This is a genomic window from Duganella sacchari (assembly GCF_900143065.1).
In the GTDB taxonomy this organism is placed as follows: Bacteria; Pseudomonadota; Gammaproteobacteria; order Burkholderiales; family Burkholderiaceae_D; genus Rugamonas; species Rugamonas sacchari.
This window is the reverse complement of sequence record NZ_FRCX01000008.1, coordinates 107139-122924: the sequence shown is the minus strand read 5'-3', so window position 1 is coordinate 122924 and position 15786 is coordinate 107139. Positions and strand designations below refer to the sequence as shown.

Sequence of the window (15786 nt, the reverse complement as noted above, 5' to 3'; positions counted from 1 at the left end):
AGGCGCCGCAGCGCCTTTTCTGAGCAAAACAGATTAGCCAGCGACTTTCGGCTCGGCTGCACGCAGACGGATGTGCAGTTCTTTCAGCTGCTTCTCGTCGACTTCCGACGGTGCATGGGTCAGCAGATCCTGTGCACGCTGGGTTTTCGGGAAGGCGATCACGTCGCGGATCGAATCGGACTTGGTCATCAGGGTGACGATGCGGTCCAGGCCGAACGCCAGGCCACCGTGCGGCGGCGCGCCGTATTGCAGCGCGTCCAGCAGGAAGCCGAACTTCAGGCGGGCTTCGTCGGCATCGATCTTGAGCGCGCGGAACACTTTCGACTGCACTTCTTCGCGGTGGATACGGATCGAACCGCCGCCCAGCTCCCAGCCGTTCAGCACCATGTCGTAGGCCTTGGCGATGCAGGCGCCCGGATTGGTTTCCAGCCAGTCTTCGTGGCCGTCTTTTGGCGCAGTGAACGGGTGGTGGGTCGCGGTCCAGCGGTCGGCTTCTTCGTCGTATTCGAACATCGGGAAGTCGATCACCCACAGCGGCGCCCAGACGTCGTCGAACAGGCCGGCGGCCTTGCCGAATTCCGAGTGGCCGATCTTCACGCGCAGCGCGCCGATGGCGTCGTTGACGACTTTGGCCTTGTCTGCGCCGAAGAAGATCAGGTCGCCGTCTTCGGCGCCGGTCAGTTCCAGCACCTTGGCCAGCGCGGCGTCGTGCAGGTTTTTGACGATCGGCGACTGCAGACCGTCACGGCCCTTGGCCTTCTCGTTGACCTTGATGTACGCCAGGCCCTTGGCGCCGTAGATGGCGACGAACTGGGTGTAAGCGTCGATTTCCGAACGCGGCATGTCGGCGCCTTTCGGTACGCGCAGACCGACCACGCGGCCGTTTGGCATGTTGGCGGCGCCCGAGAAGACTTTGAAGTCCACGTCTTTCATGACCTCGGTCAGTTCGGTGAACTGCAGCTTGACGCGCATGTCCGGCTTGTCCGAACCGTAGCTGCCCATGGCTTCGGCAAAGTCCATCACCGGGAACGGGTTAGGCAGGTCAACGTCCATGGTGTTCTTGAACGTTTTGCGGATCATGTCTTCGAACAGATCGCGGATTTCCTGTTCGTTCAGGAACGAGGTTTCGCAGTCGATCTGGGTGAATTCCGGCTGGCGGTCAGCGCGCAGGTCTTCGTCGCGGAAGCACTTGGTGATCTGGTAGTAACGGTCGAAGTTGGCCACCATCAGCAGCTGCTTGAACAGCTGTGGCGATTGCGGCAGCGCGAAGAAGTTACCGGCGTTCACACGCGATGGCACCAGGTAGTCGCGCGCGCCTTCCGGGGTCGACTTGGTCAGCATCGGGGTTTCGATGTCGATGAAGCCCAGTTCGTCCAGGTACTTGCGCACTTCCATCGTGACCTTGTAGCGCAGGCGCAGGTTGTTCTGCATCTGTGGACGACGCAGGTCCAGCACGCGGTGGGTCAGGCGGGTGGTTTCCGACAGGTTGTCGTCGTCCAGCTGGAACGGTACGGCCACGGAGGCGTTCAGCACTTCCAGTTCCGAGCAGATCACTTCGATCTTGCCCGATTTCAGGTTGGTGTTGACGGTGCCGGCCAGACGATCCTTGACCACGCCGGTCACGCGCAGGCAGAACTCATTACGCACGGCTTCGGCGGCCTTGAACACTTCAGCCTGTTCCGGATTGCACACGATCTGCACCAGGCCTTCGCGGTCGCGCAGGTCGATGAAGATCACGCCACCGTGGTCGCGGCGACGATGTACCCAGCCGCACAGGCTGACGGTTTGGCCAAGCAGCGCTTCAGTGGTGAGGCCGCAGTAGTGAGTACGCATTGAGGACATGTTTATTTCTCGGTTCAGGTTAAGTTACTCAGTTAATCTTGGTTTCTTCGAGGATGACTTTCGGCGCGTCTTCCGGCGCCACCACACCCATCGAAACAATGTACTTCAAGGCCGCATCGACAGTCATGTCGAGTTCGACCACATCCTTCCTGGCCATCATCAGGAAAAAGCCCGAGGTCGGGTTCGGCGTGGTCGGGATATACACGCTGACAAAGTCGCCCACCAGATGGTTCCTCACGTCACCGCCCGGGGTGCCGGTCAGGAAGGCAATGGTCCACGAATTCTGGTGCGGATACGGGATCAGCACCGCCTTGCGGAAGGCATTGCCGGACGACGAAAACAGCGTATCCGACACTTGCTTGACGCTGGAATACAGCGAGCTCACCACCGGAATGCGGTTCAGCAGCTTTTCCCACAGCTTGACCACATAATTGCCGACCAGGTTATTGGTCAGCAGCCCGGTCAGGAACACAATGATAATCGTCAGCAGCGTCCCCAGGCCAGGAATATCGAAGCCGATAAGCGTGCTCGGCTGCCAAGCCTTGGGCACAAACAACAAGGACTGGTCCATGGTGCTGATGACCAGATTCAGCACCCAGGCGGTAATCGCCAGGGGCACAAGGATCAGCAGGCCGGTGATGAAATATTTACGCATCGAATACCTTCGTGGTGGATGGGATCGTCAGGTCTCGCTCTTGCCGCCGCTTGAAGCCGGTGCCGGCGCAGGCGCCGGTGCGGCGCTGTCCGCTTTCGGGCCAGTGGACGTCCCCGTTGCCGGCGGCGTGCCGCCACGGAAGTCGGTCACATACCAGCCAGACCCTTTGAGCTGGAAACCAGCTGCAGTCAATTGCTTCTTAAACGATTCCTTGCCGCACGACGGGCATACCGTCAGTTGCGGGTCGGAAATCTTCTGCAAGACATCCTTGGCAAAACCGCATGCTTCGCAGCGGTAAGCGTAGATCGGCATCTATTACTCCGCAAAAATCATCAAAACCCTGAATTATAAAGCTTTTTGTGGGCTACCTGACTGTTTCCTGCGGTTATCGCCTGTACCAGGGTGTGCCATAATCGATTTCATTGAGAAAATCTATTCGCAGATTGTCTCAAAGCATGATTAAATAGGCTCCAACCTGCGTAGATTTCCCAATCCCTGAATCGCCGCCTCGTTAGCTGTCCCCGACCGACGACGCTCCAACTCTTTGATTCTTAGGGAAATCTCATGAAAAAATATCTGTACGCCGGCCTTTTGGCCGCCACCTTGGCAACGCCAGTCCTTGCCGCCACCACCAAATTGACGCCTCAGTCGCCCGATGAACCTTTGCATCGCCGCGCCATTATCCTGTGCATTGCGGTAGTGGTTGGTCTGAACGCCTACAAGCACCGTCCACGTATCCAGCGGCGCCATATGTCACGACACGACGATTAACCTACCACGCGGGGTTACCATGAAACGGTACACAGCCCTCTTGCTCTTGCCTGCATTGCTGGCCGTTGGCTCGGCCTCGGCAATGCGGGCGCCGGATTTCATAGACGCCGACCAGCGCGCCACCGTGACCTTGCGCGACGACCATCCAACCGTGGCGATTGCCGTCACAAACGTCGCCGCGACAACTGCGGTCACGGCTGGCGACGCCACGTTGCTTCCTGCGCGACAGCCGGATCACGCGCAATCTGCACCGGTGCCGGTAACGGTCACCAGTGCCGTGCCCGAGCCTTCCGGCTGGGCTATGCTGTTCTGTGGCGCACTATTACTGCTGCTGGTGCCCTACCGCCGCGACAGTGACGCCATACGGCTGGTCGACGTCAAGTAGTCCGCCGCCAGATCATCCAGCGCTCCTTGCCGACGAATACCGGGATGGAATCGCTGACGGCCTCGTCGGCCATGCACACGAAATACGGTTGCAGCAAGGCCTCCAGCTGCGCGTGGCCGATGCCGAACGGCGGCCCCTTGGGCGCCTCGTCAAAAAAGAAATAGCCTGCCAGTAGCGCGCCCGGCGCCAGCAGCTGCGCCCAGCGCGCCGCCACTTGCGGCCACATGGCGCGCGGCATCGCGCACAGGAAGGCGCGTTCATACATCAGTTGCAGCGGCCGGGCCGGCTGCCATTGGAAGAAGTCGGCCTCTACCACGCGCGCGGCATAGCTGCCCGCCGCCGCCTTGCCTTGCGCTACGGCGGCCGGGGAAAAATCGATGGCCGTCGCGTCCCAGCCCAGCTGCGCCAGATACGTCAGCTCGTACGCCGCGCCGCAACCGGGGATCAGCGTGACCAGCGGACCGCTGGCGGCGGCAAAATCGCGCAGCGCCTGCGGCACCCCGCCCTTGTCCCACGGCGTAAAGCGGCGCTCGAAACGCTCATCCCAGAACGCTGGCGACAAGGGATCACGCTGCTGGAAATCGGCCATGGCGCTTAGCCCAGATGATGCCAGCGCAGGTATAGCTGGAACCCGGCCACGCCCAGCGCAAACGCGCCGCCCGCGTAAATCACCAGACTCAGCAAACGATTGGTGCGCTGCTGCTCGCCGATCAGCACCTTGATGAGCTCGGTGTTGTCGTTAGGCTTTTCCGCATGGCGTTCCAGCGCCTGATGCATCAGGCGCGGCAGTTGCGGGAAGATGTGCGCGTAGCGTGGCGCTTCCGCTTTCATGCGCTGCAGCAGGCCTTTCCAGCCCACCTGCTCGGCCATCCAGTTTTCCAGATAGGGCTTGGCGGTCTTCCACAGGTCAAGGTCGGGGTCGAGCTGGCGCCCCAGGCCTTCGATATTCAGCAGCGTTTTTTGCAGCAGCACCAGTTGCGGCTGCACTTCCACATTGAAGCGGCGCGAGGTCTGGAACAGGCGCAGCAGAATCTGGCCAAACGAGATATCTTTCAGCGGACGGTCGAAGATCGGTTCGCAGCAGGCGCGCACGGCCGACTCCAGCTCATCGACACGGGTTTCTTTCGGCGCCCAGCCCGACTCGATATGCGCCTCGGCCACGCGCTTGTAGTCGCGCCGGAAGAAGGCCAGGAAATTCTGCGACAGGTAGTCCTTGTCGAAATCGTTCAGCGTGCCCATGATGCCGAAGTCCAGCGCAATGTAGCGGCCAAACGTCTCTGGCTCCACCGACACCAGGATGTTCCCCGGGTGCATATCCGCGTGGAAGAAACCGTCGCGGAACACCTGCGTGAAGAAGATTTCCACACCATCGCTCGACAGCCTTTTCAGGTCCACGCCGGCCGCTTCCAGGCGGTCGATCTGCGACACGGGAATGCCATGCATGCGCTCCATCACGATCACGTTGGAGGAGCAGTAATCCCAGTGCATTTCCGGCACCAGCAGCAGATGCGAGTCGGCGAAATTGCGGCGCAGCTGGCTGGCGTTGGCGGCTTCGCGCATCAGGTCCAGCTCATCGTGCAGGTATTTGTCGAACTCGGCCACCACCTCTCTCGGCTTCAGGCGCTTGCTGTCGGCCCAGACATTGCCGATCCATTCGGCCGCCACATGCATCAGCGCGACGTCGTCATCGATGGTTTTCTTCATGCCCGGACGTAGCACCTTGACTGCCACCTGACGGCCATCCTTGAGCGTGGCAAAGTGCACCTGCGCGATCGAAGCGGAGGCCACCGGCGTGCGTTCAAACGTGGCAAACAGCTGGTCCGGATGGGCGCCCAGCGATTTGCGGATCTGCGCGATGGCCAGATCGGAATCGAACGGCGGCACGCGGTCCTGCAGGCGCGACAGCTCGACCACCAGGTCGGCTGGAATCAGGTCGCTGCGGGTCGACAGCACCTGGCCGAATTTGACGAAGATCGGCCCCAGCTCTTCCAGCGCCATGCGCAGGCGCACGCCACGCGGCGCCGACAGGTCGCGCCAGAAAAATATCGTATCGATCAGCTTGGTAATGCGCGGTTTCTTCAAACCGGAGATGGCAATTTCGTCGAGGCCGTAACGCACCGATACCCGCAGGATTTTCAGCAGGCGTAAAAATTTCAGCATTATGTCGATCCCAGTTTCTGTTCCAGTTTGGCCAGGCGCTTGGCGGCGCGTTCGACGTCGTCACGCAGGCGCGAGACGTCGGCCGAGAAGGCGTCCACCGTGGGCGGCCGCACCAGCACCTGCTTTTCTTCGAGCAGGAATTCTGCGACATTTTCCGCCAGCTTTTGATGACCATTTTTGACCGCCTCAAACACCGCCCTGGCGCCGGACATCGCGCGCACGGCCGCCACCGGGCCGATGACTTTTTCCAGATCGTGCTCGGCTTCCCAGCGCAGCGACTTGCTCAGGCTGGAAATGGCGTTGGCAAATTCGGCATCGCCCTCGATCTGCACGTACGAAAAGGCGCGCTCGCGGTTTTGCGCGATCAGCGGCAGGTCCGACAGTTTGACGCGAATGGTGACGCGCGCGGCCTCGTCCGCCGGCGCCGGTTCCAGATAACCGTCCGCGGTCACGCGCAAACGCAGCGCGACCGAACTGGCGTCGATGACCGCCACCTTGCCGGCATGGCGTTGCAGCTCCTGGCGCGCCCACGGCTCCTGCGCCAGCAAATGGTTGATGGCAGCGCTCGCGGGCGCTGCGGAAAAACTACCTGGTTTCAGTGAAATCATGTTCTAGCCGTTCAAAACAAAACCGCCCGATGACGGGCGGCCTTGATCTTACCAGTTTTACCGGATTCTTCCGGTCTCTCACGCCAGCTGCTGAATACCCGCCAGCAGCCAACCGCCATTGCCGTTGATCGGCTTGCTCAGGTTCCAGACTTCGTTGAACGGTTCCGCCAGCGCATCCGGCGCCGGTTTGATGGTGCCGCTGAACTGCACGCTGGCCAGGTATTCGGTGGCGCCGGTTTCGATGCCCAGCAGTTGGGCGTCGATGCTGACCACATCCGTATAGTCGGTTTGCGCGCCACGCTCGGTGATCTGCATTTTCAGCTCGGCAAACACTTCTGGCGTGGTGAATTCGCGGATATCGGCCGAATCGCCCTTGTCCCAGGCGGCTTGCAGGCGGATGAAGTTGCTCTTGGCCACACGCAGGAAGCTGGCGCTGTCGAAGTCGGCAGGCACGCCCCACGGGGTGTGCGCCGGCTGCACTGGCGCGGCGGCTGGCTGCAGGCGCGAACCAATTTCCGGCGTCGCATTGCCAGCGGCCGGCGGCTGCATCGGGTACACATTATTGCCGCCAAATGCAGCCGGCTGCGCCGCAGACTGCGACTTGCCACGGATCAGGCGGATGATGAAGAATACCACGCCAGCCAGCAGCACCAGCATCAGGATGGAACCCAGTGCGCTCGCCATCGCGCCACCCAGGCCGAAGTGCGAGAACAGCGCGCCCAGGCCGAGGCCCAGCAGCGCGCCGCCCAGAATGCCCTTCCATGGGCTCGGCTTCGGTGCGGCCACCGGTGGCGCGGCGGGCGCCGGCGCAGGCTGGGCCTGGCGTGGCGCCTGTTGCGGCGCTTGCTGTGACGGCGGCATACGGTTGACGTTTTGCGATTGACGGCCGATCGACTTGCCGCCGCCCATCGGGCGCGCTTCCGCGATCATCGATACCGCCATGGCGGCGATCAGGGCGCCGACCAGAATTTTTTTCAAGTTCATAGTTTCCTCTCCAGGCATTACATTTTGATACCGGTGTGCAAAGCGGCCACACCTGCCGTCAGGTTGTAATACGTAACACGTTCCAGGCCCGCTTCTTCCATCATCGACTTCAGGGTGTCCTGGTCCGGGTGCATGCGGATCGATTCGGCCAGATAGCGATAGCTCTCGGCGTCGTTGGCGATCTTGTCACCCATCCAAGGCAGAATCTTGAACGAATACAGATCGTATGGTTTTTGCAATGGCGCGGCCACTTTCGAGAACTCCAGCACCAGCAGCTTGCCGCCCGGCTTCAGCACGCGGCGCATTTCTTTCAGCGCCTGGTCCTTGTGCGTCATATTGCGCAGGCCAAAAGCGACGCTGACGCGGTCGAAGTAATTGTCCGGGAATGGCAGCTTTTCTGCGTCACACAACAATGTGGGGGTCAACAGGCCGCGATTCAAGAGGCGGTCACGGCCCACGCGCAGCATGGACTCGTTGATATCGGTGAGCCAGACTTCGCCGGTCGGACCGGCCTGCTTGGCAAACACCTTGGCCAGATCGCCCGTGCCGCCAGCGATATCCAGGCACTTGAAGCCTGGGCGCACCGCTGCGTTGGCGATGGTGAAGGCCTTCCACACGCGGTGCAGGCCTGCCGACATCACGTCGTTCATGATGTCGTACTTGGCGGCGACAGAATGGAAAACCTTCGCAACTTCGCGGACTTTATCTTCTTCCGCGACGGTTTTGTAACCGAAGTGAGTGGTATTGGTCATGGTATGCAGGCCTGTTAGTTTGCCAGCATTATACAAGCTGACGCTCTTGAGGGCTGTTTAGAAACATGGCAAACTTGGCAAGTTTAATGCTCCCTAAAGGTTCGATATGAAGAAAATCATTGCCGCTATGCTGTTTTGCGCCTCGGGCGCAGCCTTCGCCAACTCCGCTTGCGACGTCCCGAAAAACGACTTCGACGGCCTGTACTGCCTGAACAAGGTCTACCAGGAAGCCGACAAGGAATTGAACACCAACTATCAGGTGCTCAGCAGCAAGCTGGATGCCGATGGCAAGAAAGCGCTGAAAGCCGGCCAGCTGGCCTGGATCAAGCAGCGCAACGACACCTGCTCCAAGCGCGAACCCACCGGCTTTTATGTCAATCTGGATTGCGCCACCAGCACCACCATCAAGCGTTCGCAGTTCCTGCAGGACCGCGTACGCGAATGCAATAGCGCTGGCTGCCAGAACAGCAAGCTGCAATAATTACTGCGCCGGCAGGTGACGCCACTCCAGTCCTAGCGCGGCGCGCTTGGGGAAGCCCAGCCACAGGCCGGTGTCTTCCTTGATGGTGCCATCGGCTTGCAGTGGCGGCAGGTCCAGATAGGCCTGCAAGCGCTGCTGCTTGAGCTGGATGCCCAGGAAGGCCGTCACGAAATGCTGGTTGATGTTGTTGATGCGGCGGCTATCCCATACCGGCTCGGAGTAGGAGGAAAAATCGTCGGCATTGCTCCAGTGGGCTGGCGATGGCGGATTGGGCGCCGAGTTGTGGCGGCCGCCGGCATAAGTCAGCAGATAGCGCTCCGCATGCACGGTTTTCTGGAACAGCTGCTTCACGCCGTCCTGATAGCCCGCCACGTCATCCTGATCGCCACTGATGAACAGCAGCGGAGTGCGCACGCCAGCCAGACCCGCATCATCCCACACCTTGTGTGCGCCGCCCCACGGCGCAAACGCCACCACCGCCTTGATACGCGCATCGCGCGCCGCTTCGTATTGCTGATTTCCCTGCTGGTTGATCGCCAGCTTGCCGCCGGGGACATAGGCTGCCGCCGCAGCACTGACGCCCGCGCCCACCGTGTTCAATGCGCCATAACCGCCCATTGAATAGCCAATCAACGCGGTGTTGTTAGCGTCCACCAGGCCTGCCAGGACATTGCCGCTGCCAGGTTTGGCCCATGCTGCCACGGTATCCAGCACGAACAAGTCATCGAGACGCCGGTTCAACAGCGTACTGGCAAAGCCTGCCTTGTCCGCGCGCGTAGATTCAAGATGATCGATGGCCACCACCACATAGCCCTTGGATGCGAGGTTTTCGGTCAGGTAGGACATTTGCAGCCGCGAACCGGGATAGCCGTGCGAGACGATAACCAGTGGATAGCCGCCTTGTGCAGCCGGCGCCGCATCCCGCACTGCGCGGCCATTGAACTGGAACGGCGTATTCGGCCGCTTGGGATCATTCGGGCCAGAGCCGAGAACATCGGTATAAACAGTATGTTCGTTCTGGCCTGCCGCCAACTGCGCCGGGTACCATACCTCCAGCACCAGCTTGCGCGTATAGCGTGGGTTCGGCTGTTCTGCGTTTGCATGCAAGATGTCAAGCTGGTCCTGATGCTCAGCCACCAGCGTGCGGACGCCTACTTTCAGCGGACCACGTGCCGCCAGCTCGGGCGCATCGGGGCGCATGTCGCCAAAATATTCCTGCGCACCCGCCTGCCCTGCCGCCAGCGCAACGGCCAACACCAACATCCTGCCTAACCTCATGCCATCTCCTATAAATCCAAATGCTCCCGCAAGGTGCTGCCCGAGTACGCCGTGCGAAACAAGCCGCGTCGCTGCAACTCAGGAATCACCAGCGTGAGGAAGTCGTCCAAATCACCCGGCAGCGCGGGCGCCATGAAATTGAAGCCATCCGCCGCGCCCTGCTCAAACCATTCCTGCATCTGATCCGCCACCTTTGCCGCCGTGCCGACCACGGTGAAGTGTCCGCGGCCACCGGCAATGCGTTCATACAGCTGGCGTATCGTCAAATTCTCGCCCTGCGCCAGATCGGTCAATAACTGCTGGCGGCTGCGCTGACCGTCCTGCGTCTGTGGCAGTGCCGGCAGCGGGCCGTCCAGCGGATAGGCGGACAAATCAAAGTTGCCGATCATGCGCCCCAGCAGCGCCAGGCCAGCTTTAGGCTCAATCAGCGCTTGCAGCTGTGCGAACTTCTCGTCTGCCTCCGCCTGCGTGCGGCCGACGACGGCAAACAATCCCGGCATGATCTTCACCGACTCCGGCTTGCGGCCCTTGGCTACCACGCGGTCCTTGATGTCGCGGTAGAAGGCCTGTGCCTTGGCCAGCGTCGGCTGCGCGGTGAACACGACCTCCGCCGTTGCCGCCGCCAGATCGCGCCCCGTCTCCGAGCCGCCCGCCTGCACCACCACCGGCCTGCCTTGCGGACTGCGCACCACATTGAGCGGTCCAGCAACAGCAAAATGCTCGCCACGATGATTCAGCCTGTGCAGCCTGGCCGGATCGTACGGCAGCTCGCCCGACTTGTCATCGACCAGCGCACCGGGGTCCCAACTATTCCACAGTCCTGTGACAACCTGATGAAATTCACGCGCCCGCGCATAGCGGTCCGCATGCGCCACATGCTGGTCGCGGCCGAAGTTGGCCGCCTCCGCCGCGTTATCCGACGTGACCAGATTCCAGCCCGCGCGGCCATCGGACAGCAGATCCAGCGAGGCAAACTGCCGTGCCACCGTGTACGGTTCGTTGTAGGTGGTAGTGGCGGTGCCAATCAAACCAATCCGCTCGGTGGACGCGGCAAGCGCCGACAGCAACGTCAACGGCTCCAGCGAAGGCGCGCCGGTCAACGCCACACTGTCCGCAAAAAACACCGCGTCCAGACAGGCCCGTTCCGCACTGCGCACCTGCTCGCGGAACACCTTGAACGGATTTGACGCCAGATCGGTTTCAGGATGCCGCCACGCCGCGACGTGGTGGCCATAACGCATCATGAATGCAGCAATACTGAGTTGACGCGGCATCAGAACTCCTTGCGGGCGGTGATGCCGAAATAACGCTCATCGTCACGCGGCACAGCGCGGGTGACATAGCCAGTCGACGTCACCAGATTGGCGGCATACGATTTGTTGGCCAGGTTCTTGCCAACCAGCGCAATGCGCCAGCCGCTGACCGGCGACGACAGCGCAATGCCTGCATTGACTACGCCATACGCACCCTGAATCGCATCCGGCGACTGGAACAGATCGAACTGCGTCTTGGCCTGCCAGCTGTAGTCGGCGGACAGATCAACGATCAGGCCATTCTCCAGCGGCAGCGCGTAGTTAGCGCGCGTGAACGACTTCCACTTCGGCGAGAATGGCAACGGTTTGCCATTCAGATTGCACGATGCCGCAGCGGCCGGAGGGCAGTTAAAGCTATCGATGGTGGCATCGGTGTAGGCCAGCGAAGCACTCAACGTCAGCGCGCGGGTTGGCCGTGCATTGATATCCAGCTCCACACCCTTGGTCGACACATCGCCAGCGTTAATCAGGCGCGTGACGACGGCGCCAGCCACCGTGTCATAGAAGTTGGCCTGGTAGTTCGCGTACTTGGTGCTGAACACCGCCACATTGGCAGTCAGCTTGCGGTCAAACGCACTGGCCTTCAGGCCCAGCTCAAACGAATCCGATGTCTCCGGTTTCAGCGCCAGCGTGTCGCGGCTCAGCATATTAAAGAACACGTTGTAGGCCGGGCCTTTGTAGCCACGCGAGTAAGTCGCATACGTATTCACATCACGCGCCAGATCGTATTGCAGACCGACGCGGCCCGAGTAGCCGTCCTCGCTGGTGGAGCCTGCATTCTGCACCGCAGGCTGGACGCCGGGGAAAGCCACCGTCTGCGTCGAAGTGCGTACATGATCATATGACAGATCGTCCCTGGTCCAGCGCGCACCGGCGATGGCGCGCCAGACTGGCGAGAAGTTCAACGTGCTCTCGCCAAACAGGGAATAGCTGTCATTCTTCACGCCATAATCCGCGCGGCCGGAATTAGTCGCCGCGCCGTTGTTGACGATGCGCTGATAGGTTTCGCGGTCCTTGCCATGCAAGTAGTAGGCACCGGCCACATATTCCACAAACTGGTCCTTCGGCGACGCCAGGCGCAGCTCCTGCGACGCCTGGCTGAACTCCACCGTGCCGATATCCCGCGTAGCAGGGAACGCCGCCGTGATGCGCGCCACTTCCGCCGCATTGCCGATGGCCGAGGTGCTGGTGTATTGCGTGTTGTCCCAGTCGCGCACCGCCGTGATGGACGTCAGCGTGTAACCGTTAAAGCGGTAATCCACCTGCGCCGACAAGCCTTTGTTCCTGTCGTGGATATCGCTAGGAATATCCGCATTCACCTGACGGTTTTCCGTACCCGCCACCACAGGCGCGATGCCGGCATTGAAGACTGCCGCCGTCGACTTATAGGCCGTAAACGTCGGCGAGGAATTCGAACGCAGATAGTCGGCAATCAGCGCGATATCCAGATCCTTGATTGGCGTGATGTCCACACGCGCACGCACGCCTTTGCGGTCATAGCCATTCAGCTTGCTGCCGCCCGCATGGACGTTATCGATATTGCCGTCGTAGTCTGCATACAGGCCGGTCACCGAGGCTGCCACCACGCCCGGCTGAATCGCGCCCGACACGCCAGCGCGCACGCGCTTCTCATTGCCCTCGTACCAGGACGCATCCACAAAGCCGCTGGTCGCCTGCGACGATTTGCGGCCCACCACATTCAACACGCCTGACGATGCGTTCTTGCCAAACAGCGTCCCCTGCGGACCGCGCAGAATCTCAATGTGCTCGATATCCAGCAAATCCAGCGTCGCCTGGCCGGGGCGCGCATACACCACGCCATCGACTACGGTGGACACGGTCGGCTCCACGCCAGGCGAGGTAGAAATGGTACCGATGCCACGTACGAAGATGGTCGTATCCTTGTTACCACCCTGCTGACGGAAGGTCACGCTTGGCACTTCCTGCACAATGGTATCGATGCTGGTGCGGTTGGCGTTGTTCAGCGCATCGCCATCCAGAACCGAGACTGCGACTGGCACGGATTGCAGCGAGGCGTTGCGGCGCGTGGCGCTGACAGTCACACTCGGCACTGCGGCGCTGTCGTCGCGGTCCTTGACCGAAGCGCCCGGATCAGTCTCCGCCGCGGAGGCATAGGCCGTCGCCACCAGCAAAGCACCGGTGGTCAGTGCGCCAAAAATTTTCTTATTGCTCTTCATTTCCTGATCCCTTGATTTGAAAGCGCCCCTTGCGCCGCCTACCTTTATGCGTAAAACCTACTTTCATTCTCGAAGAACCAGCTTAGTTATCCGCACGTCGTTCGCTACAATAAAAGTGGTACCGGTACCCTTTTTTTAGTGTCGTGGCGGCCCGGCTTGAAGTCAAAGAATTAAAAAAATCATCGATATGTCTTTTCGGAATATGCGTAAATGAGCGAACCAACACCACCACGAAAACGCCGGGGATCAGGACGCGCGACCATTCACGATGTCGCGCGATTGGCGGAGGTCGGATCGATCACCGCATCACGCTATTTCAGCGAACCGGGACGCGTCTCCGCAAAACTCAGTGCGCGCATCGCGGCCGCAGTGAAGGAACTGGGCTACGTGCCGAACATGTTTGCCGGCGGCCTGGCCTCATCGCATGGCCGCGTGGTGGGCATGGTGATCCCGAACATTTCTGGCCCCATCTTCGCCAACACCATCCAGACCTTCAGCGATACGCTGAACCGTCACGGCTACCAGTTGCTGCTGGCGTCCAGCTATTTCTCCGCCAAACAGGAAGAGAACGCGGTAAAGGCGTTCCTCGGCTGGAAACCCGCCGCGCTGGCAGTGGTGGGCCGTTTCCACAACCGCGCGACGGAGAAGATGCTGTCCACCGCCGGCATTCCCGTGGTGGAGACATGGGACTACCAGCCGCGCCGCAAGCCGATACAGGTGGGCTATTCCAATAACTCGGTTGGCGAGCAGGCAGCGCGCTATTTGTACGCAAAAGGCTATCGCCGCATCGCCTTCGTGCAGAACAGCCTTGCGGGCGACTTGAGCGCGGTGGACCGCAGCGATGGCTACGAGGCGGTGATGCGCGAGCATGGCCTTGAGCCCATCATCTACGCGCCGACTACAGAAGCGCCGTTCGACGCGGGCAAGCAGGCGATCGAGGCGCTGGCCTTGTCGCCAGCCCGCCGCGCACGGCCGGTCGAAGCCATCATCTTCGCCAACGACAACCTGGCTGCCGGTGCTTTACTGGCAGGCCGGCGCGCCGGGCTAAAGATCCCGGAACAATGCGCGATTGTCGGCTTTGGCGACTACGCGTTCTCGCCGCTGCTGATGCCCAGCCTCACCACGATCCGCCCGCCGGGGCGCGAGATCGGCGAGATCGCCGCGCTGCGCATTCTGGAACAACTGGGCGTACTCCCCCACGCCGGCCAGGACACCCGCTTGAACCTGCTGGCCTGCGAATTGATAGAGCGCGAGAGCGCATAAGGACGACTGATGAAGAAATGGATTTGTTTGCTGCTCGCCCTGCCCTTGTTCACGCAAGCGGCAGAAATACGCATCGGCTTTCAAAAAAGCGCTGGCTTGCTCAGCATGATGAAGACGCAGGGTTCGGTGGAGAAGTCGCTGCCGGGCCATCAGATCAAATGGATTGAATTCCCGGCTGGCCCGCAGATGCTGGAGGCGCTTAATGCAGGCAGCATTGACTTCGGCAGCACGGGCGCACCGCCACCGGTGTTTGCGCAGGCGGCAGGCATCGATCTGCTGTATGTCGGCGCGGAGCCTGCACCGGTGAATAGCGAGGCGCTGTTTGTGCCCAAGGATTCGCCTGCGCGCAGCGTCGCGGATTTAAAGGGCAAGCGCATCGCATTCCAGAAAGGCTCCGGCTCGCACTTCCTGCTGGCCTCCGCGCTGCAGAAGGCGGGCTTGAAGTTCAGCGATATCACACCGGTGTACTTGTCGCCATCGGATGCGCGTGCAGCGTTTGTGAGCGGCGGGATTGACGCGTGGGTCGTATGGGATCCCTACTTCGCCTCCGCACAGAAGGCATACCAGGTGCGCGTGCTGAGCGATTACAGCGGCCTGCCGTTGGCGAACGGCTTCTATCTCGCCTCGCGCAAATTCGTGGAGCAATCGCCGCAACTGGTGTCGGCGCTGCTGGAGCAGGTCAAGCTCACGGGCAAGTGGGCAAGTGAGCATCAGAAAGAAGTCAGCACCCTGCTGACGCAGCAGACCGGCGTACCTGCCGACATCGTCGCCACGTGGATGCAACGCTCCCGCTTCGGCGCCACGCCGGTGACGCCTGACATCGTCGCCAATCAGCAGCGTGTGGCCGACCTGTTCTACCAGCAGAAGCTGATCCCCAAAGCCGTCAACATCGCCAGCCGTGTCTGGACCTGGCAGCCGAAGTAAGGCGCGTTTGAACATCAGAAAATGGTCAGCGTGCGTGAACTTTTAGTTGGCGGTGGTGGTCTAAAAGCACAACCCCGATCTGCAGCTGACCATATTGCTTGCGCGGCATTTCATCACTGTGAAGTGCTTCTCACTTGGGATTGCAAGAATATCGCTAATGCACGAAAGCTGA

Annotated in this window: 16 protein-coding genes; 5 read left to right on the top strand and 11 right to left on the bottom strand. The window is 60.9% G+C overall.

Translation table 11 applies throughout. From position 1 onward, the window contains the following. Nucleotides 1-33: 33 nt before the first annotated feature. Genes aspS through BUA36_RS19085 form a run of 3 tightly spaced genes read right to left on the bottom strand, consistent with a single transcriptional unit; the run spans nt 34 to nt 2809 of the window. A complete protein-coding gene (gene aspS, locus BUA36_RS19095; protein WP_202413686.1) occupies nt 34-1833 on the bottom strand; it encodes an aspartate--tRNA ligase in 1800 nt (599 codons plus the stop codon). A 37-nt stretch (nt 1834-1870) separates the two neighbouring features. Beyond that, entirely contained in the window at nt 1871-2497 is a 627-nt protein-coding gene (locus BUA36_RS19090) for a DUF502 domain-containing protein (protein WP_072786910.1), read from the bottom strand. A 27-nt stretch (nt 2498-2524) separates the two neighbouring features. Continuing rightward, entirely contained in the window at nt 2525-2809 is a 285-nt protein-coding gene (locus tag BUA36_RS19085) for an FmdB family zinc ribbon protein (protein WP_072786909.1), read from the bottom strand. 252 nt (nt 2810-3061) lie between these two features. Here BUA36_RS19085 and BUA36_RS19080 point away from each other — a divergent pair, with 252 nt between their 5' ends. Then, entirely contained in the window at nt 3062-3268 is a 207-nt protein-coding gene (locus tag BUA36_RS19080; RefSeq protein WP_072786908.1) for a hypothetical protein, read from the top strand. Between the two features lie 19 nt (nt 3269-3287). Further along, nucleotides 3288-3653: a hypothetical protein gene (locus BUA36_RS19075; protein WP_139260639.1), complete on the top strand. Its 366-nt coding sequence runs from the start codon at nt 3288-3290 to the stop codon at nt 3651-3653. On the opposite strand, the gene BUA36_RS19070 is transcribed toward BUA36_RS19075, so the two are convergent. The 5 genes from BUA36_RS19070 to ubiE all read right to left on the bottom strand — a co-directional run bounded on the left by BUA36_RS19070 (nt 3646) and on the right by ubiE (nt 8157). Continuing rightward, on the bottom strand, nt 3646-4242 hold the full coding sequence (locus BUA36_RS19070) for a methyltransferase domain-containing protein (protein ID WP_072786906.1): 597 nt from the start codon (nt 4240-4242) through the stop codon (nt 3646-3648). The genes BUA36_RS19075 and BUA36_RS19070 overlap by 8 nt on opposite strands. Before the next feature lie 5 nt (nt 4243-4247). Next, nucleotides 4248-5816, bottom strand: a complete 1569-nt coding sequence (gene ubiB, locus BUA36_RS19065) for a ubiquinone biosynthesis regulatory protein kinase UbiB (protein WP_072786905.1) — start codon at nt 5814-5816, stop codon at nt 4248-4250. Next, nucleotides 5813-6421: a ubiquinone biosynthesis accessory factor UbiJ gene (locus BUA36_RS19060; RefSeq protein ID WP_072786904.1), complete on the bottom strand. Its 609-nt coding sequence runs from the start codon at nt 6419-6421 to the stop codon at nt 5813-5815. The genes ubiB and BUA36_RS19060 overlap by 4 nt, the downstream gene beginning before the upstream one ends. Before the next feature lie 78 nt (nt 6422-6499). Further along, on the bottom strand, nt 6500-7405 hold the full coding sequence (locus BUA36_RS19055) for a Tim44 domain-containing protein (protein ID WP_072786903.1): 906 nt from the start codon (nt 7403-7405) through the stop codon (nt 6500-6502). Between the two features lie 17 nt (nt 7406-7422). Then, nucleotides 7423-8157: a bifunctional demethylmenaquinone methyltransferase/2-methoxy-6-polyprenyl-1,4-benzoquinol methylase UbiE gene (gene ubiE, locus BUA36_RS19050; protein WP_072786902.1), complete on the bottom strand. Its 735-nt coding sequence runs from the start codon at nt 8155-8157 to the stop codon at nt 7423-7425. A gap of 106 nt (nt 8158-8263) precedes the next feature. On the opposite strand from ubiE, the gene BUA36_RS19045 reads away from it, so the two are divergent. Then, nucleotides 8264-8638: a lysozyme inhibitor LprI family protein gene (locus tag BUA36_RS19045; RefSeq protein ID WP_072786901.1), complete on the top strand. Its 375-nt coding sequence runs from the start codon at nt 8264-8266 to the stop codon at nt 8636-8638. Here the strand turns inward: BUA36_RS19045 and BUA36_RS19040 are convergent, their stop codons facing one another. From BUA36_RS19040 to BUA36_RS19030, 3 genes are read right to left on the bottom strand one after another with little or no spacing between them, the layout of a single operon-like run. Continuing rightward, on the bottom strand, nt 8639-9916 hold the full coding sequence (locus tag BUA36_RS19040) for an alpha/beta hydrolase family protein (RefSeq protein WP_072786900.1): 1278 nt from the start codon (nt 9914-9916) through the stop codon (nt 8639-8641). It lies immediately after the preceding gene. A gap of 8 nt (nt 9917-9924) precedes the next feature. Next, the gene (locus BUA36_RS19035) at nt 9925-11190 is read right to left on the bottom strand and encodes an LLM class flavin-dependent oxidoreductase (protein WP_072786899.1); all 1266 of its coding nucleotides are present in this window, start codon (nt 11188-11190) and stop codon (nt 9925-9927) included. Further along, nucleotides 11190-13427 carry a TonB-dependent receptor gene (locus BUA36_RS19030; protein WP_072786898.1) on the bottom strand — a complete coding sequence of 746 codons (2238 nt, stop codon included), beginning with the start codon at nt 13425-13427 and terminating at the stop codon, nt 11190-11192. The genes BUA36_RS19035 and BUA36_RS19030 overlap by 1 nt, the downstream gene beginning before the upstream one ends. A 210-nt stretch (nt 13428-13637) precedes the next feature. Between BUA36_RS19030 and BUA36_RS19025 the strand changes: the two genes are divergently transcribed. Together BUA36_RS19025 and BUA36_RS19020 are read left to right on the top strand one after the other, a co-directional pair. Beyond that, nucleotides 13638-14690, top strand: coding sequence for a LacI family DNA-binding transcriptional regulator (locus BUA36_RS19025; RefSeq protein ID WP_072786897.1), 1053 nt, complete (start codon nt 13638-13640; stop codon nt 14688-14690). Between the two features lie 9 nt (nt 14691-14699). Then, nucleotides 14700-15614 (top strand): sulfonate ABC transporter substrate-binding protein, encoded by a 915-nt coding sequence (locus BUA36_RS19020; protein WP_072786896.1) that lies wholly within the window; start codon nt 14700-14702, stop codon nt 15612-15614. The last annotated feature ends 172 nt before the right edge of the window (nt 15615-15786 follow it).